This window comes from Bradyrhizobium sp. 17 (assembly GCF_023073515.1).
Classification (GTDB): Bacteria; Pseudomonadota; Alphaproteobacteria; order Rhizobiales; family Xanthobacteraceae; genus Bradyrhizobium; species Bradyrhizobium canariense_D.
The window spans coordinates 239318-260929 of sequence record NZ_JADPJQ010000117.1; the positions used below are offsets into that span (position 1 = coordinate 239318).

Sequence of the window (21612 nt, forward strand, 5' to 3'; positions counted from 1 at the left end):
CGCCGTGCCATGCTCGCCTGACAGCGCGGGGTTCGAAGGGGATACTTCGAAGGGGAGTTATGGCGGCGAAAACGCGCGCAGCGCGCACTACGGGGACGTCCAAGCGAGTGGCTCGGAAGCGCTCCGGGCCGACTGCCCGGTTGCGCAAGCGCAGCACCAAGCGGGTCGAGCTGGACGTCGTCCAAGCCGCGCTTGCCGCCTTTGCCCATGAGGTCCGCACCCCCCTGACCGGCATTCTCGCGATCAGCGACCTGCTCGCGACTTCGGATCTCGGGGAACGGGAAAGACGCTGGGCCGACACGATCAAGGCCGGGGCCGAGCATCTGGCGAACCTTGCCACCCTGTTCGTCGATGCCGCCCGAAGTGGCAAGGGGACCGGGAAGGGGGTCGGGGGTGGAAGCTCGCTGCGGCAGGATTTGTTCGACCTGCGGACGCTCGCCCGCAACGCCGGCGATTCGCTGGCCGGTCGCGCCGCGGCCAAGGGTCTCCAGGCTGAGGTCGATATCTCGGAGAAGCTGCCGGGGCTGGTGGTCGGTGATCCCGTCCGCCTGCGCGCCGCGCTCGAGAACCTGATCGACAATGCCGTGAAATTCACCGAGCACGGCGGCGTGGCGCTCACGGTCGCGCCTTGGCGTTCCGTCAAGAGCAAGGACAAGACCAAGAGCAAAGGCAAAGCAAAGGGCAAAGGCAGCGTCGGTGTCGCCTTCGCGGTGTCCGACAGCGGCATCGGCCTCACCATGGCCGAGATCAAACGGCTGTTCCGGCCGTTTACCCAAGCCAATGTCACCATTGCCTCGCGCTTCGGCGGCGCCGGACTGGGCCTGTCGTCGGTGAAGCAACTGGCGCGCGCGATGGGCGGCGACATCACGGTCGCGCCTCGGCCCGGCGGTGGCGCCACCTTCACATTGACGGTGTCGGTGTGTGCCACGGGATCGGGCAAGTCCCGCAAGTCGAAGGGCGAAGCCGAGATGGATGCGGTTCCGGCGCTGCGCTTGCTCAGCGTCGAGGACAATCCGTTCGGCCGCGTTGTGCTCAACACCATCCTGACCGAACTCGGTCATCATGCCGAGTTCATCGGGCGCGGCGAGGACGCGGTGAACCGGCTCGCGCAGGGCGCCTTCGACGCGGTGCTGATGGATATGGTGCTGCCGGGCATCAATGGCGTCGAGGCGATCAGGCGGATCCGCACCATGGCGACGCCGCTGGCTCAGATCCCCATCATCGGGGTGTCAGGTCGGGGCGAAGATGAAGTCGCCTCACGCGAGGCCGGCGCCGACGCCTTTCTGGTCAAGCCTGTGTCTCCGCGGGCGCTAGCGACTGCGCTGCTTGCAGCGACACGCCGTGAGGAAGCCGCGACTTGATGATCGCGGCGTTGAGCTCGCCGCCGTAAACGAAGATCGCGGCGATGAAATACAGGAACACCAGCGCGATGATCACCGAGGCGAGCCCCGCATACATCGTCACGTAATTATTGGCGAAGCGCGCCAGATATTGCCCGAACACGATGCCCGAGATCAGCGACGCCACGATGGTGAAGACGATGCCGGGCAGGATCTGGAGGAACCGGCGCCGTCCCGCCGGCAGCCAGGTATGCAGGATCATCAGCGCCACCACCAACGCGCCAACGGTGATGCCGTAGCGCAGCCAGGTGAGGATCCTCTCGTTGGATTCAACGAACAGCGGGATGTGCGCACGCGCGGCCTCGATGAGCAGCGGCCCGAGCACGATCAGGAATGCCATGGCGAGCGCGGTGAAGGCCGCAATCAGCGTGTAGGCGATCGATTCCAGCCGTAGCCAGTACCAGGGCCGCATCTCCACGACCGCATAGGCGCGGTTCAGTGCGACCCGCAGCGCCTCGACGCCGTTGGAGGCGAAGTAGACCGACAGCACCGCGCCGATGGTGAATAGGCCGGTGCGGGTCGTGGTCAGCACGTCGTGGACTTCCCCCGAGATCGAATCCGCGACCTGCTTGGGCCAGACCTGGAGCATGAGGCTCGCAGCCTGATCGGCGAGTTCCTTGGAGCCGAAGAAGCCGGCGAGCGATGTCAGGACGATCAGGAACGGGAATAGCGCCATCAGCGTCGACAGCGCGATGTGGCTCGCGATCGCCCAGCCGTCATCGGCGAGGAACGTGTAGAACGCGTCCATTACGACAAGGTAGATGGTGCGGATTGCCTTCACGCACCACCTGCACTGCTGTTGCTGCTTCCGCTTCCCGCGCGCGGGAAACGCATTCCGACCTCTCCCCGCAGGCGGGGATAGGTCAAGAGGATAGGCAATTGGCGCAAATCCAGATTCATCCAGCTAGCTTCTGATATTATTGGCTTAAAAGCCAGATCGGGAACGCCATGGCGGACCGGCGCGGAGGGTGTTATTTACCCTCGAATGGCATCTCTCCTGAGTACTTTCATCCTGCCGATTGCGGTCGGCGCCGTGGCGTTGGTGCTGCTGCTCGGTCTCATCAACATGATGCGCGGCGGCTCGCCCAACACCTCGCAGAAGCTGATGCGCTGGCGCGTGCTGCTTCAGTTCGTGGCGATCGTCATCGCGATGGCCGCCGTGTGGGCGATGGGGCGTTAACATGGTCGTGCTCAACCGCATCTATACGAAAACCGGTGACGACGGCACGACAGCGCTCGGCTCGGGCGAGCGCCGGCCGAAATACGATCTGCGCATCGAGGCCTATGGGACTGTCGACGAGACCAATGCTGCGATCGGCGTGGTCCGGCTTCACACCGGGGATGCGCCCGAGCTCGACGCGATGCTTGGCCGCATCCAGAACGATCTGTTCGACCTCGGCGCGGACCTCGCGGTGCCCGAACGTGAGGGCAAGGCGGAGCGGCTGCGGGTGGTGGCAAGCCAGGTCGAGCGGCTCGAGCGCGACATCGACGCGCTCAACGACAAGCTGGCACCTCTGACCTCCTTCGTGCTGCCGGGCGGCACGCCAGCCGCCGCCTACCTCCATGTCGCCCGTACGATTTGCCGCAGGGCGGAACGCGTGATGGTGGAACTGGCGGCCCGGCCGGAAGAACCTGTTGGTGCCGCTGGCATCCAGTATATGAACCGCCTGTCGGACTTCCTGTTCGTGGCCAGCCGCGCGGTCAACGAAGACGGCGCCGGCGACGTGCTCTGGGTTCCGGGCCAGAATCGCTGACCCATTGGGCCGCGCATTTCTGGGCGCCAAAATTAGACCCCTTCGCGCGTTGACCGGGCCGGATCAGGCCTTTAGGTTCCGCGCCAGTTGATAACCCCCTCCCAGATTGAGTGAAAGAGGATCGATGAAGGTCTTGGTGCCGGTAAAGCGGGTGGTCGATTACAACGTCAAGGTCCGCGTCAAGAGCGATGGATCGGGTGTTGAACTCGCCAACGTCAAAATGTCGATGAACCCGTTCGACGAAATTGCGGTCGAAGAAGCGCTGCGCCTGAAGGAAGCCGGCAAGGCGACCGAAGTCGTGGTGGTCTCGATCGGACCGGCGCAGGCGTCGGAAACGATCCGCACCGGTCTCGCCATGGGCGCCGATCGCGGCATCCTGGTGAAGGCCGAGGGTGCGGTCGAGCCGCTCGCGGTCGCCAAGATCCTGAAGAAGATTGCGGACGAAGAGCAGCCGGGCCTCATCATTCTCGGCAAGCAGGCGATCGACGACGACAGCAATCAGACCGGCCAGATGCTGGCCGCGCTGCTCGGCTGGTCGCAGGCGACCTTCGCCTCGAAGCTCGAGGTCGAAGGCAGCGACTTCAAGGTCACCCGCGAAGTCGACGGCGGCTTGCAGACCGTGAAGCTGAAGGGACCGGCGATCGTCACCACCGATCTCCGTCTCAACGAGCCGCGCTACGCCTCGCTGCCGAACATCATGAAGGCCAAAAAGAAGCCGATTGCGGACAAGACTGCCGCCGATTATGGCGTCGATCTCACCGCGCGCCTCGAGGTTCTCAAGACGACCGAGCCGGCGGGCCGCAAGGCGGGCGTCAAGGTCAAGGACGTCGCCGAGCTGGTGTCGAAACTCAAGAACGAAGCCGGGGTGCTCTGATGACGACGCTTCTGATTGCCGAACACGACAATGCGTCGCTCAAGGATGCGACCAACAAGGCCCTGACCGCGGCGGCCGCGCTCGGCGCGGACGTCGAGGTTCTGGTGGCCGGCGAGAACGCCAAGGCCGCGGCGGACGCCGCCGCAAAGCTCGCCGGTGTGAAGAAGGTGCTGCTCGCCGACGGCGCGCTTTACGCGCACGATCTGGCCGAGCCACTGGCCGCGCTGATCGTCTCGCTGGCGCCGTCCTATGACGCCATCGTCGCGCCCGCGACCTCGCGCTTCAAGAACGTGATGCCGCGCGTCGCGGCCCTGCTCGACGTCATGCAGGTCTCGGAGATCACCAAGGTGATCGCCCCCGACACCTATGAGCGCCCGATCTACGCCGGCAACGCCGTCCAGACGGTGAAGTCGAAGGACGCCAAGAAGGTCATCACGGTGCGCACCTCCACCTTCGCCGCAGCGGGTGAAGGCGGCAGCGCGTCGGTCGAGAGCGTCGCGGCGGCGGCCGATCCGGGCCTGTCGTCCTTTGTCGGCGAGGAGGTCGCGAAGAGTGACCGTCCCGAGCTGACCTCGGCCAAGATCATCGTCTCCGGTGGCCGCGCCATGCAGAGCCGCGAGAACTTCGCAAAGTACATCGAGCCGCTCGCCGATAAACTTGGCGCCGGTGTCGGCGCTTCGCGTGCGGCGGTGGATGCGGGCTATGCGCCGAACGACTGGCAGGTCGGCCAGACCGGCAAGGTCGTGGCCCCCGAGCTCTATGTCGCGGTCGGCATTTCCGGCGCGATCCAGCATCTGGCCGGCATGAAGGACTCCAAAGTGATCGTCGCGATCAACAAGGACGAGGACGCGCCGATCTTCCAGGTCGCTGATTACGGCCTGGTCGCCGACCTCTACCAAGCGGTTCCGGAGCTGACGGCCGAACTCGGCAAGCTCGGCAAGTAAAACGCGCTAAACACCGGCCGGAGCTATAAACTCCGGCCGGTGTTGCTTTTTGAGGCGTTTTCTTTGGCGCGGGACACGCCTTCGAAGCGATCCAATCTAGGTTTCGAGGCCGGGTTCTGATTAAATCAGACCTCCCGGCTCAGGGGGATAGGCAGGCGCGGTTGATAGCGCGCCGTTCCGGTGGATGACATTATGGCGGCAGTAATCAAGAAGGTCGGCGTGATCGGCGCGGGGCAGATGGGCAATGGCATCGCGCATGTCGCTGCGTTGGCCGGCTTCGACGTGGTGCTCAACGATATTTCGACCGACCGCCTCAAGTCAGGCATGGCCACGATCAACGGCAATTTGACGCGCCAGGTCTCCAAGAAGGCCGTCAGCGAGGACGACAAAGCCAAGGCGATGGCGCGTATCGTAGCCGGCGAGAAGCTGGACGATCTCGCGGACTGCGATCTCGTGATCGAGACCGCCGTCGAGAAGGAAGAGGTCAAGCGCAAGATTTTTCACGATCTCTGCGCTGTGTTGAAGCCCGAGGCGATCGTCGCTTCCGATACTTCCTCGATCTCGATCACGCGGCTGGCCGCCGCCACTGACCGGCCCGAACGCTTCATCGGCATTCACTTTATGAATCCGGTGCCGTTGATGGAACTGGTGGAGTTGATCCGCGGCATCGCCACCGACGACCAGACCTTCGAGGCGTCAAAGGAATTCGTAGGCAAGCTCGGCAAACAGGTCGCGGTCTCCGAGGATTTCCCGGCCTTCATCGTCAACCGCATCCTGCTGCCGATGATCAACGAGGCGATTTACACGCTGTACGAAGGCGTGGGCAACGTCGAGGCGATCGACGCGGCGATGAAGCTCGGCGCGCACCATCCGATGGGCCCGCTGGAGCTCGCTGATTTCATCGGCCTCGATACCTGCCTGTCGATCATGCAGGTGCTGCATGAGGGCCTCGCCGACTCCAAGTACCGCCCGTGCCCGCTGCTGGTGAAATACGTCGAGGCGGGCTGGCTCGGTCGCAAGACCCAGCGCGGTTTTTACGACTACCGCGGCGCCAAGCCGATTCCGACGAGATAAGGGGTTTCGTGCCGGGACATTGCGCAGCGCGTTAGCGATACGCAGCAGAGCCGGGAGACGGAGAAAGCCTACCTTACGGCGACTCGCGACAATTCATGTCCCGTTAACCGCCCGCCTCTAGGTTACCGCCGGTACGAGGGTTTGCGTAATGGACATGATGGCGATGGTCAGCAGCATGCTGGCCTCTCAGCAAGGCGCGCTGCAGTCGAATATCTCGGCGACGCTGATGAAGCAGAACGCGGATGCGGAGAAATCCACCGTCCTGACGCTGCTCGGCGCCGGACAGCCCTCGCTTGCCAATGTCGGCGCTGGCGTCGGCAGCAACCTCAACGTCACCGCCTAAAACATCATCGCTTAGAACGACGCTGCGGCTTTGCCCGTCGCAGCCCGGATCAGCTTGAGCGCATCCTCGCTCGCCCATTCCGCCGGCCCCGCGATCGTCGCGATCTCGCAGCCTTGAGGATCGACCAGCACCGAGGTGGGCATGCCCAAGGCCCGGCCTATCGCCTTAAGATCCTGAAAAACCTTGGCTTTCTGATCGCTGAAATAGCCGAGCCTGATGAGATTGGCCTCTTTCAGAAACGTCTTGGGCTTCTCGGGGTCGCGGGTGTCGATATTGATCGCCACCACCTCGAAATTCGGGCCCGAAAGTTTGCCCTGGAGCTCGTCCAACGCCGGCATTTCCTTGCGGCAGGGCACGCACCAGGTGGCCCAGAGGTTCACCAGCAGCGTCTTGCCGCGGAAATCCGACAGCTTCTTCGGCCTGCCGTCGGCGTCCTCGAAGGCCAGGTCCGGCAGCTTTAGCGGTGCGGTCGCCATGGTCAGCGCCGCCACCTCGCCATGGGCAAGCGGCGCGATCTTCTGTGCGGTGTTCACCGCGGCCCGGCAGGCGGGATCGCCGGAGGGGGCCCGGCCCAGGCCCAGCCCGTACAGCGCGGCAAAGCCAGCCAGGCCCCCGACCACCACGGTGGCGATGACCACGGGGATACGGCGCGTGGCCGACCGTGCTGTCCTTTGGTCGAGCCTGTCGTTGGGGTCGAGCATATCGTTTGTCATCCGGTCGCAGATATGGCTATCAGAGGCCTCTTAATACGGCTGGCAGCCGTCAGCAAACGTGCGGCGGCCACAGGCAAGGCGTGAGCAGGGGATCATGAGCAACAAGATGTGGGGCGGCCGGTTCTCGGAACGTCCCGACGAGATCATGGAAGAGATCAACGTCTCCATCGACGTCGATCGTCACCTCTTTGCCCAGGACATTGCCGCGTCCAAGGCCCACGCCGCGATGCTGGCCGCGCAGGGCATCATCACGGACTCTGATGCGAAAAATATCGGCAAGGGTCTAGACACGATTTTGTCAGAGATCGGCAAGGGCGCCTTCGAATTCAAGCGCGCGCTCGAGGACATTCACATGAATGTCGAGAGCCGCCTGTCCGAGCTGATCGGCCCTGCCGCCGGCCGCTTGCACACCGCGCGCTCGCGTAACGACCAGGTCGCGACCGATTTCCGTCTCTATGTCCGCGATGTCCTCGATGAGACCGACGCCTCGCTCGCCGCGTTCCAGCAGGCGCTGGTCGAGCGCGCGCTGGAGCACGCCGGAACGGTCATGCCGGGCTTCACGCATCTGCAGACCGCGCAGCCGGTGACCTTCGGCCACCATCTGCTCGCCTATGTCGAGATGGCCGCGCGCGATCGCGGCCGTTTCCAGGACGCGCGCAAGCGGCTGAATGAGTCCCCGCTCGGAGCTGCAGCGCTCGCCGGTACCTCGTTCCCGATCGACCGTCACGCCACGGCGAAGGCGCTCGGTTTTGACCGTCCGATGGCGAACTCGCTCGATGCGGTCTCCGATCGCGACTTCGTGCTGGAGACGCTGTCGGCGGCCTCGATCTGCGCCGTGCACATGTCGCGCTTTGCCGAGGAGATCGTGATCTGGACCTCGCCGCTGGTCGGCATGATCCGCCTCAGCGACAAGTTCACCACGGGATCCTCGATCATGCCGCAGAAGCGCAATCCTGACGCCGCCGAGCTGGTGCGCGCCAAGACCGGCCGCGTCATCGGCGCGCTCAATGGGCTGCTGATCGTCATGAAGGGCCTGCCGCTCGCCTATCAAAAGGACATGCAAGAGGACAAGCAGGGCGCCATGGAAGGCTTCGCCGCGCTGTCGCTCGCGATCCGCGCCATGACCGGCATGGTCCGAGATCTCGTGCCTGATGAAGCGAAGATGAAGCTTGCTGCAGGCGAGGGCTACGCCACCGCGACCGATCTTGCCGACTGGCTGGTGCGGACGCTGAAGATGCCGTTCCGCGAGGCCCATCACGTCACCGGCCGCATCGTCGCGAAAGCCGCCGAGGGCGGCGTGGCGCTGCACGAGCTGCCGCTGAGGGAGATGCAGGCAATCGAAGCGAAGATCACGAAAGACGTGCTTGGCGTGCTCTCGGTCGAATCGTCGGTGAAGAGCCGGACCAGTTTCGGCGGTACCGCGCCGAAGAACGTGGCATCGCAGGCCAAGGCCTGGCTGAAGCGGCTGGAAAAAGAGCGAAAATTGGGTTGAGGAGCAAAATTTCGCTTATGTTTCATGGTCATCCGGGTCTCGCCAGAGCGCGCCAATCTCTGTATGGTGCGCCGCGCGTAGTGGGGATTTCGTCGTGACGTCAAAGTTTCGCCCGGCCGGCTCGGGGTGGGCCATCATTGTCTTGAGCCTGACGGCGCTCGCGCTTGCCGGCTGTGGCCGCAAGGGCCCGCTGGATCTGCCGCCGACCGCCTCCAGCGCGTCAACGGCCAACGTCGCGCCGCCGACCGATACCGAGACCGAAGCCCAGAAGACGCCGAGCGTGTTCAACCCCACCTATGGCGCGGACGCCGCACCGGCGGCGACCAAGGGCAGGAAGAAACCGTTTATCCTCGACCCGCTCCTGGACGAAAGACCCAGCCGATAGGCTGGGGCAACTGAGCCAACGCCATGAATCATTTTGACTATCGCAACGGCGTGCTGCACGCCGAGGCGGTGAACCTGTCCGAGCTGGCTGCAACCGTCGGCACGCCGTTCTATTGCTATTCGACCGCGACGCTCGAGCGGCACTATCGCGTTTTCACCGACGCCTTCGCGGGCGAGAAGGTGCTGGTCTGCTACGCCATGAAGGCAAATTCCAACCAGTCGGTGCTGCGCACGCTGGCCAGGCTCGGCGCCGGCGCGGACGTGGTGTCCGGCGGCGAATTGAAGCGCGCGCTGGCCGCCGGCATTCCAGCAAGCAAGATCCTGTTCTCCGGCGTCGGCAAGACGGAAGCCGAGCTGCGCGCTGCGCTGGCGGCCGACATCCTCTGCCTCAATGTCGAATCCGAGCCCGAGCTCGAGCTGCTGTCGCGCCTTGCGACCGAGACCGGGAAGACCGCGCGGATCTCGATCCGTGTCAATCCTGACGTCGATGCCGGCACGCATGCGAAGATTTCGACCGGCAAGTCCGAGAACAAGTTCGGCATCCCGATCGCGCATGCCCGCGAGGTCTATGCCCGCGCCGCGAAGCTGCCGGGCATCGAGGTCACAGGCACCGACGTGCATATCGGCAGCCAGATCACCGACCTCTCCAAGATGGAGATCGCGTTCCGCATCCTCTCCGAATTCGTGCAGACGCTGCGTGCCGACGGCCACAACATCTCGCATGTCGATTTCGGCGGCGGTCTCGGCATTCCCTATTACATGGACCGCGAGGCGCCGCCGGCGCCCGACGCCTATGCCGCGATGGTCAAGCGCGTCAGCCACAATCTCGGCTGCACGCTGATGTTCGAACCGGGCCGCATGATCGTCGGCAATGCCGGCATCCTGGTCGCCAAGGTGATCTATGTGAAGCACGGTGACGGCAAGAATTTCGTCATCATCGACGCCGCCATGAACGATCTGATCCGCCCGACGCTGTACGAGGCCCATCACGACATTCTGCCGGTGACGCAGCCTGCGACGGGGGCCGCGACCATCATGGCCGACGTCGTCGGCCCGGTCTGCGAGACCGGCGACTATCTCGCACTCGATCGCACGCTACCGACGCCAAAGCCCGGCGACCTCATCGCCATCATGACCGCCGGCGCCTACGGCGCAGTGCAGGCCGGCACCTACAATACGCGGCCGCTGGTGCCCGAAGTGCTGGTGAAGGGCGACCAGTACGCGGTCGTGCGTCCGCGCATCGAGGTCGAGCAATTGATCGCGATGGATACGCCGGCGCCGTGGCTATGAGGCTGTGATTGTCCACGATGAGCGCAGCTAGCGCTGCGCCCATCGCTGCATTGACCCTACTTCTTGAACCGGTCCCTGATTGCGGCGAGGCCGGAATCATAGACGCCGCCGAGGGCATCGACCGCTTCCTTCTCCCGCCCCGGGTCGGGCGTGTAGATGCCGGTCCATGTCACCACCGATGCGCCTTCACCCTTTGCCGTGACCTTGATGGTCGACTTGTACTGGCTCACCGGCAGTGGGCTCGACAGGAACGCGTAGGAATAGCTGTAGTCTTTGTCGTTCCGCGCAGTCTGCGTCTCCACGAACGAGGCCTTGCCGTCCCTGGTGACGAGCGTCCGGGTTGGCGGCGACTTGCCGTCCGCAATGCACTGCCCCACCGGCGGCAGCCAATCCTTGATCGCGCAGAACGGCCCGATGACGGACCACACCTCGGCCGCAGCACTGCTGACCTCGATGCTCCTCGTCAGATTGGCTGCGGACGCCGGCATGACGCCGACGCCCAGGCCGAGGGTGCAAATCGCGGCGCTGCGAACCGAAACGAGCAATCTGGAAGCCGTTGAATCGTATTTCTTCATGGTAATCTCCTGTGTCCGGCGGGCCGCGATTGCGGCGGCCGGCTTGCCAATGCCGGTCGAATAGACGCTCACCACGGTCCGCGGCCAGTTCAGAGAATGAATCGCTGCTGATACAGAAACTGAACTAGGAAGCCGCGCGCCGCGGCCCTAAGGTTGCGCCTTCGCTTGTCACGGAGGCCCGCATGACCATCGGCAGCTACAGGCAGTTCTGTCCGGTCGCGATGGCGGCCGAGATATTGTGCACGCGCTGGACCGTCGTGCTGCTACGTGAACTCGTCGCCGGCTCGACCCGGTTCAACGAGTTGCGCCGCGGCGTTCCCCGCATGTCGCCTGCGCTGCTTTCCCAGCGCCTCAAGGAACTCGAAGCTGCAGGCATCATCATCCGCCAGCCGTCGGCTTCCGAGCGCGGCGTGATCGAGTATCAGCTGACCGCTTCCGGACGCGAACTCGGCCCCATCGTCGAGGCGTTCGGCATCTGGGGCCAGCGCCGCATCGAGTCGGATCTGTCGCTTCAGCATCTCGATGTCCAGCTGTTGATGTGGGACATGCGGCGGAATTTGAACACGACGCCGATGCCGACCCGCCGCAGCGTGCTGCAGTTCGCGTATCCGGAATTACCTTCGACGCAGCGATTGTGGTGGCTGATCGTCGATCCCGACGACAGTGTCGACCTCTGCTCGATTGATCCCGGTTTCGACGTTGACCTTTACGTGTCGGTTGATCTGCGCACCATGACGGCGATCTGGATGGGACTCGATTCCGTGCGGGCGGCCGCCGCAAGCCGGCGGATGCTGCTCACCGGCGATCGGCAGCTTGCCGCGGCCATGCAAAGTTGGCTCGGCCTTAGCCCGTTCGCCAAGGAACGCAAGCTGGCGAGCTGATCCAGGGCGGCGCAATTCAGTATTTGTATCGCCCCGCTACAGTTCCCGTACTGGCAAGTCCGCGCCGTGTTCTGGCACCAAGTGATGCCCGCCCTTCAACGCGGAGCTGAACTCGAGCCAGGAGACACGACATGACAGCGTATCTGATCGCGGACATCAAAGTGACTGACGGAAAGTGGGTGCCGGACTACGCCGCGTCCGTCCACGAGCTGGTGCACAAGCATGGCGGCAAGTATCTTTCCCGCAGCGGCAATGTGAAAACTCTTGAAGGTGCCCCTCTCGACACATCGCTGATCGCGATCATGTCTTTTCCCACGGCGAAAGCGGCGGAGTCCTTCGTTACTGATCCCGCCTACGGCCGATTCGCGGCAGCGCGCAGGGGCGGCAGCGAGAGCCGCTTCCAGTTGATCGACGATACGGACTTGGCCGGCACGATCCCCTATCTCGCCAAGGCTTGAACTGCGTCTTCGTCAAAAACCCGGCCGCAGGCGCAGACGTGCCCGGCCAACACAGGAGATCGAATGAACGATTCACTCGCCGGCGCCGGCCTGCTTCGCATGCTTTTCGTAGCTTGCAGCGTGGCCTTCGTGCTCGGACTCTCCGGCGTCGCGTCGGCCCGGGTCACACGGTGCGACATTACGTGGGTCAGCTGCAACAATACCTCTGCGAAATGCTCGAGCGAGAGACGGTGCATGCGCAGGTGCGACGAGAAGTATATCAAATGCAGCGGGGGCTCGGCCTCCCTGCAACTGGAGCAGCCGATCGACCTTCCGGAACTTGGCAGACGCCGCTCGTAGCAGATCGATCCAAGGAGGACAGCGCAGCGCCGGTCGTCGGCGCTGCGCTGTCGTGTTGGCGCTAGCCGGGTGGCCTGCCGCCCACCACAACGCCCGCCCTCTTCTCGATCGGCTTGATCGCCGCGGTGAAATCGGACTCGGCGCCTTCCGTGCTGATGACCGTCTCCCACAACCGGCAGACCGCCTCCGCGACCTCCATCGACAGGCCGAGCTGCTTCATCTCCTCCAGCGCCAGCCGCACGTCCTTCACCATCAATCCCGTGGCGAAGCCGAAGTCGAAGCTGCGCGGCAGCACCGAGCGCGGAAACTTGTCGCGGCTCGCGGTGTTCATGCCGGAGCCGGCATTGATGACGTCGATCATCACGGCGGGATCGAGCCCCGCCTTGACGCCCATCACCACCGCTTCCGAGGTCGCCACGATCGCGGTGGCCGACAAGAAGTTGTTGGCGAGCTTCATGGTCTGCGCCGCGCCGGGCTTCTCGCCAATGAAGAACACTTTCCCGATGACGTCGAGCGCGGGCTTGAGCAGCTCGAACTCGGTCTTCGGCCCCGAGACCATTACCGCGAGAGTGCCTTTCTCGGCGCCGCCGACGCCGCCGGAAACTGGGCAATCGATCTGCACGATGTCATGCTTGGCGAGCAGGCCGTGAATCTTCACCGCCATCGCTGAGCCGACGGTGGAGAGATCGACGAAGCGTTTGACGCGGCTTCCCTCGATCACGCCGTTCGGCCCCGTCGCAACCGCGAGCGAAGCCTGCAGCGAAGGCAGGCTCGCCATGACGGTCTCGACCTGGTCGGCGACGTCCTTCGGCGACGTCGCCGCAGTGGCGCCGCGCGCCACCAGCTTGTCGACGACCTCCTGGCGCGTGTCGAATACGACGAGCCGGTGGCCGGCCTCGATCAGCCGCCGTGCCATCGGGAAACCCATATTTCCGAGGCCGATGAATCCGATGTCCATGGTGTTTCCTTGTGGTGATTATTCGTTGTTGTTGATCGGCCCGTATCCATCCTCGGTGTCTTCCTGGCGAAAGCCAGGACCCATTACCCCAGGGAGACGTTTTGGCGCGAAGTGGCAACTCCGAGTGCCCGTAACCACACCTGCCAGTGGCTATGGGTCCGGCTTTCGCCAGGACGACATGGGGACGTCGCGTCCCCGTCCTTCACGCCGGCACCCCTCACGCCTTGCCGTCGATCTCCGCGAACACCTCGCGCGCGATTCGAAAACTGTCAACCGCGGCCGGCATGCCGCCATAGATTGCGACCTGCATCAGGATCTCGCGGATCTCGTCGCGGCTGACGCCGTTGGTGAGTGCACCCTTCAGATGCGCGCGGAATTCGTGCTGACGATTGAGGATCGCGATCATCGCGATGTTGAGCATGCTGCGGGTCTTGCGCGGCAGCTCCTCGCGGCCCCACACCGTGCCCCAGCAATATTCGTTGAGCATCTCCTGGAACGGACGGTTGAAGTCGTCGACGGTCTTCAGGGCGTTGTTGACATAGGCCTCGCCCAACACTGCTTTGCGGACTTCCAGGCCCTTGTCGTGCATCTTCTTGTCCATGGTGTTTCCTTTGTTTTCCTTGGCTGTCGGCGCGGAAATTACGGGGTTGCGGCGGGCCAGTCACGTCCTCGTGTTATGCGGGAAAAGGGGTGTCTCCCGTACAGGAACGGATGCCTCAGTGCTGCCGTTGTGGTACGCTTCTCTACCGGGCAACCTGGAGAGTTGATTGAACGGCGTCACCCCCGACCCGTCAGACCCGATCCGCGATGGCGACGCTCTGTCGCGGCTGAAGCTGGCGCAAGCCCTGCAGCGGGCCACTTATGCCATCGCGTGGGAGCGTGCCTGGCCAAATTTGGCGCGGCTTCTCACCGTCGTCGGTCTGTTCCTGGTGGTGTCCTGGGCCGGCCTCTGGCTGGCGCTGCCGTCCATTGCCCGCGCCATCGGTCTCGTCGTTTTCGCCGGCGTCGCGATTGTCACCCTGTTCCCGTTGAGTCGCTTCCGCTGGCCGAGCCGCGAGGAGGCGCTGGCCCGACTCGACCGCGGCTCCGGCATCCGTCACCGGCCGGCCACCACGCTGACGGACACGCTGAGCTCGCAGGACCCGGTTGCGCAGGCCTTGTGGCGGGCGCAGCGTGAGCGCACGCTGGCTTCGATCAAGCGCATCCGCGCCGGTCTGCCGAAGCCCCGGCTCGCTCTGCATGATCCCTGGGCGCTGCGCGCGCTGGTCATGGTGATGCTGGTTGCGACCTTCTTCGCTGCCGGCGACGAGCGTGCGATGCGGCTCGGGGCCGCCTTCCACTGGAACGGCGTGCTGGCCCCGACGAATGTTCGCGTCGATGCCTGGGTCACGCCGCCGCTCTACACCGGCAAGCCGCCGGTCATTCTGTCGGCCGCGAACAAGGAGGCCGCCGCGCTGCCGGCCAGCGGTCCGCTTGCCGTTCCCGCCGGCTCGACCCTGATCGTTCGCTCCTCCGGCGGCAGCCTTGATGTTGTCGTCTCCGGCGGCCTCAAGGAAGTAGCGCCCACCGAAGCCGCGCCCAAGGGCACCAACGAGAAGCATTTTGCCATCAGCGGCGACGGCACCGCGCATGTCCGCGCGCCCTCCGGCCAGCCGCAATGGGCGTTTGCGGCAACGCCGGACCGCGCGCCGACGATCGCGCTGGCCAAGGATCCCGAGCGCCAGGCCCGTGGCGGACTCCAGCTCACCTACAAGATCGAGGACGATTACGGCGTCACCGGCGCCGATGCGCAAATCGGCCTGCGTGCCGCCGATACCAAAGATGGTGTCAAGGATGGCAGCAAGGAGGCCGACACCAAGGCCGCCGCGCGGCCGCTATTCCAGCCGCCGCAATTCCCGCTCGTGCTGCCGAATGCGCGCACCCGCAACGGCGTCGGTCAGACGGTGAAGGACCTCAGCGAGGATCCCTATGCCGGTGCCGATGTCACGCTGACCCTCACCGCCAAGGACGAGGCCGGCAACGAGGCCAAGAGCGAGCCCTTCAACATGCGCCTGCCCGAGCGGCTGTTCACCAACTTGCTCGCGCGCGCGCTGGTCGAGCAGCGCCGCATCCTGGCGCTCGACGCCAACAAGAATTCGGATGTCTACGCCGCCCTCGACGCGCTGATGATCGCACCCGAATTGTTCACGCCGGATGCGGGCTGCTATCTCGGCCTGCGCAGTCTGGCGCTGCAGCTGGAAGCCGCCCGCACCGACGACGCGCTGCGCGATGTAGTGGGAAGCATGTGGGCGTTCGCGGTCACCATCGAGGACGACGGTGTCGCCGGCAGCGTCAACGCCGCGCTGCGCTCGGCTCAGGACGCGCTCAAGCGGGCGCTGGAACGCGGCGCCAGCGAGGACGAGATCAAAGCGCTGACGCAAAAGCTTCGCGAGGCGATGGCCGGCAAGGTGCGCGATCTCGCCCGGCGCGCCGAGCAGAATCCGCTTGGACCCCGGCAGCCTTTCCCGGCAGAGGTTCAGCTCATCCTCGACAAGGCGGTCGAGCTGCGACAGAAGACCCAGCATGCCAAGCCCGAGCAGCTCGAAGAGCTGGCGCAGCAGCAGGACGTCTTGCGCCAGCAGCTGCAGGCCTATCGGAAGTCGGCGAACAGCCGGGCGAAGGGGGGCGAGGACGGCGCCAATCAGTTTACGCGGGACCGGAAATGCGGAAGCTAGCGCGCGTGCCAGTCGTGAAGGCGATCTCGATCGCCTGTCTTGCCCTCCTCCTGGGAGGCTTCCCCGCTGCCGTCTCGGCCCAGCAGGACCAGGATCCCGATGCGCTGCTCGATAGCGCGGAAAAGGCGATGCAGGAGTCCGGCGACAGCCTCAGGCAAAAGGAGTCCGGACGGAGCCTGAACAATCAATCCGATGCGATTCAGAAGCTCGAGGACTACAAGCGCGCGACGGAAAAGAGCCAATCCTCCAATCGCGATCGTTCCGTCATCACGCAGCGCGATCTCGACGAGCTGTTGAAGCAGATCGAGAAGGCCGCGAAGGAAGGCAATCGCGAGGCGGCCCAGCGCCTGCTCGAGCAGCTCGCGCAGATCATGGAAAACCTCCAGATGGCGCAGCCCGGGCAATCCGGCGACAGCGACATGGAGCAGGCGCTCAACGAGCTCAGCGACATGATCCGCAAGCAGCAGCAATTGCGCGACAAGACTTTCAAGCAGGGGCAGGATTCCCGGCGTGAGCGCTCGCGCGGCAAGCAGCAGGGCGACCAGTCGATGTCGGATCTCCAGCAGGATCAGCAGTCGCTGCGCGACCGCCTGAAGAAGCTGCAGGACGAGCTCGCCAAGCGCGGCCTCACGCAGAAGGGGCAAAAGGGCCAGAAGAGCCAGGGCCAGAAGGGGCAAAAGGGTCAGCAGGGCGAGCAGGGACAGCCGGGCCAGGATGGCGATCAGGACGGTGACCAGGGCGATGACGACGGCAGTCTGGACGCCGCCGACGGGGCCATGGGCGATGCCGGCTCGCAGCTCGGCGAAGGCAATTCGGATGGTGCCGTGGACTCGCAGGGGAAAGCTCTCGAGGCCTTGCGCAAGGGCGCGCAGAAGATGGCCGAGGCGATGCAGCAGGGCGATGGCGACGGGCAGGGCGATGGCCCCGGCAACCGGCCCGGTCGTCAGCAGAGCGGCGGCAATCAGACCGATCCGCTCGGTCGCCCACTTCACGGCCGCGATCTGAGCGACGACTACACGGTCAAGATCCCCGGCGAGATCGACGCCCAGCGCGTCCGCCGCATCCTCGAGGAGCTCCGCCGCCGCTTGGGGGACAGCTCGCGCCCGCAGATCGAGCTCGATTACATCGAGCGGCTGCTGAAGGATTTTTGAGTTCTCTGTCATTGCCCGGCTTGACCGGGCGATCCAGTACTCCGACACGGTTGTGATTCAATCGAGAGGCTGCGGCTACTGGATGCCCCGGTCAAGCCGGGGCATGACAGCGGAATACGTGGCGCCCCGACGCCGCTACCCCTTCTTCGCCGCCAGCGCGTCCGCCACCGCCGTGCGGATGTCGGCGACCGAGAACGGCTTGGTCACGACGTCATGCACCAGCGCATTGAGGTTCGAGGCGCGCTCGCGCTGGTCGGCAAAGCCGGTCATCAGCAGAATGGTCAAATCGGGGAAATCGCGTGCGACGGAAAGCGCCAGCGCGATGCCGTCCATCACCGGCATCTGGATGTCGGTGAGCAGCAGGTCGAACCTGCCGTCCGCGCGCGTGAGGATCTCCAGCGCCTCGGCGCCGTCTTGCGCGGTGACGATCTCGTGGCCGTCCATGGCGATGGCGCGCGCCACCAGCTGGCGCATCGAATCCTCGTCGTCGGCGATCAGGATCTTGGACATGAGACCAACCTTGGGATCAATCTCGCCACCAACTTTGCCTGCGAGACCTGCGAAATCGATTATACGCTGCCGCCGGCGATGTCGCGCCGGTTGAAGAAGCGAACGTCGATATTGCGGCCCTCCGGCGGCGGCGAGGCCAGGCGCGAGCGGAAGAAGGCGCGCTCGCCGGGCTGTAATACGGTCTGTTCCAGAACGGCGTTCCAGGCGTAGATTTCCGCGCCTTGCGCGTCGCGCACTGCGAAGCGCAAGCGGGGAATGTCGAGCGGCTTCTTGCCCTGTCCCACGATCACGCCCTCGATCACCAGCACCTGCTTACCGTCTACTGTCTCGCTGGAGAGCTTGACGTCCTTGAAGGCGAGTGCGCGCAGGTTAACTTCGAGGCCGACCATCCTGTAGAAGGCTGCCGTCTGCGGCAGCAGCCGCACCATGTCTCCGCGCCAGATCACCAGCGCCAGGACCAGCGCGCCCATGGCGGCGCAGGCGGTCGGCAGGCCGAAATGGGATTTTCGCGGGGCCGCCGGACGGCGCACTCGCGCGCCGCGGCGACGGCCGAACAGGCCACGGAACCAGGACTGGTGCTGTTCGCCGCCGACTTCCTCCTCAACGGATCGGGCGGCCGCGGACCATTCGTCCTCGGTGTCGGCGGCTTCCTGGTCCGGCCAGTCGCTGGCGATCGAGGGGCTGTCAACGACAGGCGCGTCAGCGGCTCCGTCGTCCTGGGCATAGGAGTTCCATTGCTCGGCGAGATCGGCCTGGTCGTCGGCCCGGCTGGCCGCGGCCATGGCCGGCACAGATGCCTCCTCGATGGCATCCTCGGCATGGGCGACCCACGTTTCCTTGCAACGGGAACAGCGCACGGTCCGGCCGTTCGCCCCAAGGCTCGCGGGCTTGATGGCGTAGGATGTCGTACAATGAGGGCAGACGATATGCATGGACGAGCCTTGATGCATGGACAAGTCTTGATCGTGACACGGTCGTGGAGAACCGAGACGGAAAGATGCTACCAATTATGCTACAGGACGACCGTTAACGAACCGGAAACCATAACGGCCGCAAAACCCGCGGATCGCGTGTGGCGGAGCACAGCCGTGCGGCCCGCGGCCTCTCTCGAACGGAGCTGAGCTTGGTTCGGTTCGAAAATGTCGGATTGCGTTACGGCCTGGGGCCCGAGGTCCTGCGCGACCTCAACTTCCAGATCCCGGCGCATTCCTTCCAGTTCCTCACCGGCCCGTCCGGCGCCGGCAAGACCTCGTTGCTGCGCCTGTTGTTCCTCTCGCATCGCCCGACGCGGGGGCTCGTCAACTTGTTCGGTCACGACATCTCGCAGCTCGGCAAGGACGAGATCGCAGACTTGCGCAAGCGCATCGGCATCGTGCTCCAGGATTTCCGCCTGCTCGATCACATGACGACCTATGAAAACGTGGCGCTGCCGTTCCGCGTGATGGGCCGCAGCGAATCGAGCTACCGCAAGGAGGTCATCGATCTCCTGAAATGGGTTGGGCTCGGCGAGCGCATGGACGCGCTGCCGCCGATCCTGTCCGGCGGCGAAAAGCAGCGCGCGGCAATCGCGCGCGCCGTGATCTCGCGGCCGCAGCTGCTGCTGGCCGACGAGCCAACCGGCAGCGTCGATCCGACGCTCGGCCGCCGCCTGCTGCGGCTGTTCATCGAGCTCAACAAGTCAGGCACCGCCGTCATCATCGCCACCCACGATATCGCCCTGATGGACCAGTACGAGGCGCGACGCTTCGTGCTGCACCAGGGACGGCTGCACGTCTATGAATAGGCCCGACGAGCGCGGCGTGCTGGTCGATCTCGGGCAGGAGGGGCCGCCGCTTCCGGCCCGGGCGCGCAATATGTCGCCGATCGTGCCGCGCGCCTCGATCCACGGCCGCGCGCTGGTCGCCGTTGTCGCCATCATGACCTTCCTGGCCTCGATGACGACCGGCACGGTGCTGCTGGTGAGCGCCTCCGCCGCCGAATGGCAGTCGGATGTCGCGAGCGAGATCACCATTCAGGTCCGGCCGCAGACGGGCCGCGATCTCGAACGCGACACCGCGGCGGTGACCGAGGCCATGCGCGCGCAAGCCGGCATCGTCGAGGTCAAGCCGTTCACGAAGGACGAGAGCGGCAAGCTACTCGAGCCCTGGCTCGGCACCGGGCTGTCGATGGACGATCTGCCGGTCCCGCGCATGATCATCGCGCGCGTGCAGCCCGGCACGGCGCTCGATCTCGGCGCCTTGCGCGCCCGCGTGACCCAGGTGGCGCCAAGCGCCAGCGTCGACGATCACCGCGCCTGGATCGAGCGCATGCGCTCGATGACCAACGCCACCGTGCTCGCCGGTCTCGGCATCCTCGCGCTCGTCATCGTCGCCACCATCATCTCGGTGTCGTTCGCAACCCGCGGCGCCATGGCGGCGAACCGTCCGATCGTCGAGGTGCTGCATTTCGTCGGCGCCGGCGACCGCTACATCGCCAACCGCTTCCTGCGTCATTTCCTCAGGCTGGGGCTGGAGGGCGGCGTGATCGGCGGCGGCGCCGCCATGCTGGTGTTCGGCTTCTCCGAGTCGATTGCAGGCTGGTTTTCGGGCACTCCCGTCGGCGACCAGTTCGCCGCGCTGCTCGGCACCTTCTCGCTGCGGCCATCCGGCTACATCGTGCTCGCGGTGCAGGCCGTGCTGATCGGCGCCATCACCGCGGTCGCCTCGCGCCAGACGCTGTTCGCGACGCTGAATGATGTCGATTGAGATGGTTTTCTTCCTTCTCCCCTTGTGGGAGAAGGTGGCGCGAAGCGCCGGATGAGGGGTTCTATCCACGTGCACGAACGTCGAGGCGAGTTCGCGGAGACATACCCCTCACCCGTCTCGCCGCTATCGCGGCGAGCCACCCTCTCCCACAAGGGGAGAGGGGAAAGCTGGTTCGCGGCCCCAGCGCTTCGCCACATAGTTTGAGGCCGACAAACCGGACTCCACTTCGCCTCAAAACGTCCTAAAATCACCTCTGGGAAGGGATCACCGACATCGCATGAGCGCGCCGACCGCCGATCGATCGCCGAAACTGCCGCGCGGGTGGCTGCGCGCGGCCGTGATGTCGACGATTGCGCTCGCCTTCGTCGGCGCGGCGGCGGGCTTTATTGCGTTTCTGTCGCAATTGCGCGGCGCCGAGATCGCGCCGGACCGCAAGGCGGACGGCATCGTGGTGCTCACCGGCGGCTCCTCGCGGGTGTCGGATGCGATGGAGCTGCTCGCTGCCGGCTACGGCAGGAGGCTCCTGATCTCCGGCGTACACCCGACCTCGACGGCGAGCGACATCTCCCGGACGCTGCCGGAGAACCAGTCTTTCATGCGTTGCTGCGTCGATCTCGACCGCACCGCGGTCTCGACCCGCGGCAATGCCGCGGAAGCGCGGCGCTGGGCCGCGGGACGCGGCTTCAAATCGCTGATCGTGGTCACCTCGAACTATCATATGCCGCGCGCGCTGGTGGAATTCTCGCATGCGATGCCGGAGGCGACACTGATCCCGTTCGTGGTGGTCGGCGACAAATGGCGCGACGAGCCGTGGTGGACCTCGGCGTCCACTTTGCGGCTGCTGCTGTCGGAATATGTCAAGTATATCGCGGCGGAGGTCAGGGTGCGGCTGGAGGATTTCGGGATTGACCTTTCGCCCGAGATGTCGGAGCAGCCTTCCGGGCTGCAGGCGAAGCGGCCCGCCACCGCACAGGCCAATTGATCGGCAACTGATCGGCAATTGATCGGATCCTC

Annotated in this window: 24 protein-coding genes; 17 read left to right on the forward strand and 7 right to left on the reverse strand. The window is 65.0% G+C overall.

Annotated elements, in window-relative coordinates:
- The first annotated feature begins 59 nt into the window (after positions 1–59).
- The gene (locus IVB13_RS26190; RefSeq protein WP_026232491.1) at positions 60–1361 is read left to right on the forward strand and encodes an ATP-binding protein; all 1302 of its coding nucleotides are present in this window, start codon (positions 60–62) and stop codon (positions 1359–1361) included.
- On the opposite strand, the gene IVB13_RS26195 is transcribed toward IVB13_RS26190, so the two are convergent.
- Entirely contained in the window at positions 1288–2181 is an 894-nt protein-coding gene (locus IVB13_RS26195; protein WP_026232492.1) for a YihY/virulence factor BrkB family protein, read from the reverse strand. The genes IVB13_RS26190 and IVB13_RS26195 overlap by 74 nt on opposite strands.
- Before the next feature lie 204 nt (positions 2182–2385).
- On the opposite strand from IVB13_RS26195, the gene IVB13_RS26200 reads away from it, so the two are divergent.
- The 6 genes from IVB13_RS26200 to IVB13_RS26225 all read left to right on the forward strand — a co-directional run bounded on the left by IVB13_RS26200 (position 2386) and on the right by IVB13_RS26225 (position 6389).
- Complete coding sequence (locus IVB13_RS26200) at positions 2386–2580, forward strand: twin transmembrane helix small protein (protein ID WP_018453237.1); 195 nt, start codon at positions 2386–2388, stop codon at positions 2578–2580.
- Position 2581: 1 nt separating this feature from the next.
- Entirely contained in the window at positions 2582–3154 is a 573-nt protein-coding gene (locus IVB13_RS26205; protein WP_018453238.1) for a cob(I)yrinic acid a,c-diamide adenosyltransferase, read from the forward strand.
- Positions 3155–3278: 124 nt separating this feature from the next.
- Entirely contained in the window at positions 3279–4028 is a 750-nt protein-coding gene (locus tag IVB13_RS26210) for an electron transfer flavoprotein subunit beta/FixA family protein (protein ID WP_018453239.1), read from the forward strand.
- The gene (locus IVB13_RS26215) at positions 4028–4972 is read left to right on the forward strand and encodes an FAD-binding protein (RefSeq protein WP_018453240.1); all 945 of its coding nucleotides are present in this window, start codon (positions 4028–4030) and stop codon (positions 4970–4972) included. The genes IVB13_RS26210 and IVB13_RS26215 overlap by 1 nt, the downstream gene beginning before the upstream one ends.
- A 192-nt stretch (positions 4973–5164) precedes the next feature.
- A complete protein-coding gene (locus IVB13_RS26220; protein ID WP_018453241.1) occupies positions 5165–6046 on the forward strand; it encodes a 3-hydroxybutyryl-CoA dehydrogenase in 882 nt (293 codons plus the stop codon).
- 148 nt (positions 6047–6194) lie between these two features.
- Positions 6195–6389, forward strand: coding sequence for a hypothetical protein (locus tag IVB13_RS26225; RefSeq protein WP_007615312.1), 195 nt, complete (start codon positions 6195–6197; stop codon positions 6387–6389).
- Between the two features lie 11 nt (positions 6390–6400).
- On the opposite strand, the gene IVB13_RS26230 is transcribed toward IVB13_RS26225, so the two are convergent.
- Complete coding sequence (locus IVB13_RS26230; RefSeq protein ID WP_026232493.1) at positions 6401–7090, reverse strand: TlpA disulfide reductase family protein; 690 nt, start codon at positions 7088–7090, stop codon at positions 6401–6403.
- A 106-nt stretch (positions 7091–7196) separates the two neighbouring features.
- On the opposite strand from IVB13_RS26230, the gene argH reads away from it, so the two are divergent.
- From argH to lysA, 3 genes are all read left to right on the forward strand, one after another.
- Positions 7197–8594 carry an argininosuccinate lyase gene (argH, locus tag IVB13_RS26235; RefSeq protein WP_018453243.1) on the forward strand — a complete coding sequence of 466 codons (1398 nt, stop codon included), beginning with the start codon at positions 7197–7199 and terminating at the stop codon, positions 8592–8594.
- Positions 8595–8688: 94 nt separating this feature from the next.
- The gene (locus tag IVB13_RS26240) at positions 8689–8979 is read left to right on the forward strand and encodes a lipoprotein (protein ID WP_007615309.1); all 291 of its coding nucleotides are present in this window, start codon (positions 8689–8691) and stop codon (positions 8977–8979) included.
- Positions 8980–9002: 23 nt separating this feature from the next.
- On the forward strand, positions 9003–10268 hold the full coding sequence (lysA, locus tag IVB13_RS26245; RefSeq protein ID WP_018453245.1) for a diaminopimelate decarboxylase: 1266 nt from the start codon (positions 9003–9005) through the stop codon (positions 10266–10268).
- 56 nt (positions 10269–10324) lie between these two features.
- Here lysA and IVB13_RS26250 read toward each other — a convergent pair whose 3' ends face one another.
- Entirely contained in the window at positions 10325–10843 is a 519-nt protein-coding gene (locus tag IVB13_RS26250; protein ID WP_026232494.1) for an SRPBCC family protein, read from the reverse strand.
- Positions 10844–11025: 182 nt separating this feature from the next.
- Here IVB13_RS26250 and IVB13_RS26255 point away from each other — a divergent pair, with 182 nt between their 5' ends.
- Both IVB13_RS26255 and IVB13_RS26260 read left to right on the forward strand, forming a co-directional pair.
- On the forward strand, positions 11026–11724 hold the full coding sequence (locus tag IVB13_RS26255; RefSeq protein WP_018453247.1) for a helix-turn-helix domain-containing protein: 699 nt from the start codon (positions 11026–11028) through the stop codon (positions 11722–11724).
- A gap of 131 nt (positions 11725–11855) precedes the next feature.
- Positions 11856–12182 (forward strand): DUF1330 domain-containing protein, encoded by a 327-nt coding sequence (locus IVB13_RS26260; RefSeq protein WP_018453248.1) that lies wholly within the window; start codon positions 11856–11858, stop codon positions 12180–12182.
- Between the two features lie 400 nt (positions 12183–12582).
- On the opposite strand, the gene IVB13_RS26265 is transcribed toward IVB13_RS26260, so the two are convergent.
- The gene (locus tag IVB13_RS26265) at positions 12583–13479 is read right to left on the reverse strand and encodes an NAD(P)-dependent oxidoreductase (RefSeq protein ID WP_018453250.1); all 897 of its coding nucleotides are present in this window, start codon (positions 13477–13479) and stop codon (positions 12583–12585) included.
- A gap of 217 nt (positions 13480–13696) precedes the next feature.
- On the reverse strand, positions 13697–14080 hold the full coding sequence (locus IVB13_RS26270) for a carboxymuconolactone decarboxylase family protein (RefSeq protein ID WP_007597318.1): 384 nt from the start codon (positions 14078–14080) through the stop codon (positions 13697–13699).
- A gap of 166 nt (positions 14081–14246) precedes the next feature.
- Between IVB13_RS26270 and IVB13_RS26275 the strand changes: the two genes are divergently transcribed.
- Complete coding sequence (locus tag IVB13_RS26275) at positions 14247–16193, forward strand: TIGR02302 family protein (protein WP_018453251.1); 1947 nt, start codon at positions 14247–14249, stop codon at positions 16191–16193.
- A complete protein-coding gene (locus IVB13_RS26280) occupies positions 16181–17344 on the forward strand; it encodes a DUF4175 family protein (protein WP_085350740.1) in 1164 nt (387 codons plus the stop codon). The genes IVB13_RS26275 and IVB13_RS26280 overlap by 13 nt, the downstream gene beginning before the upstream one ends.
- Positions 17345–17479: 135 nt before the next feature.
- Here IVB13_RS26280 and IVB13_RS26285 read toward each other — a convergent pair whose 3' ends face one another.
- Together IVB13_RS26285 and IVB13_RS26290 are read right to left on the reverse strand one after the other, a co-directional pair.
- The gene (locus tag IVB13_RS26285; RefSeq protein ID WP_018453253.1) at positions 17480–17854 is read right to left on the reverse strand and encodes a response regulator; all 375 of its coding nucleotides are present in this window, start codon (positions 17852–17854) and stop codon (positions 17480–17482) included.
- 59 nt (positions 17855–17913) lie between these two features.
- Positions 17914–18786 (reverse strand): MJ0042-type zinc finger domain-containing protein, encoded by an 873-nt coding sequence (locus IVB13_RS26290; protein WP_026232495.1) that lies wholly within the window; start codon positions 18784–18786, stop codon positions 17914–17916.
- A 191-nt stretch (positions 18787–18977) separates the two neighbouring features.
- On the opposite strand from IVB13_RS26290, the gene ftsE reads away from it, so the two are divergent.
- From ftsE to IVB13_RS26305, 3 genes are all read left to right on the forward strand, one after another.
- Complete coding sequence (ftsE, locus tag IVB13_RS26295) at positions 18978–19637, forward strand: cell division ATP-binding protein FtsE (protein ID WP_008135325.1); 660 nt, start codon at positions 18978–18980, stop codon at positions 19635–19637.
- Positions 19630–20598 (forward strand): ABC transporter permease, encoded by a 969-nt coding sequence (locus IVB13_RS26300; RefSeq protein WP_007597308.1) that lies wholly within the window; start codon positions 19630–19632, stop codon positions 20596–20598. The genes ftsE and IVB13_RS26300 overlap by 8 nt, the downstream gene beginning before the upstream one ends.
- Before the next feature lie 277 nt (positions 20599–20875).
- Entirely contained in the window at positions 20876–21580 is a 705-nt protein-coding gene (locus IVB13_RS26305) for a YdcF family protein (protein ID WP_018453256.1), read from the forward strand.
- Positions 21581–21612 lie beyond the last annotated feature (32 nt).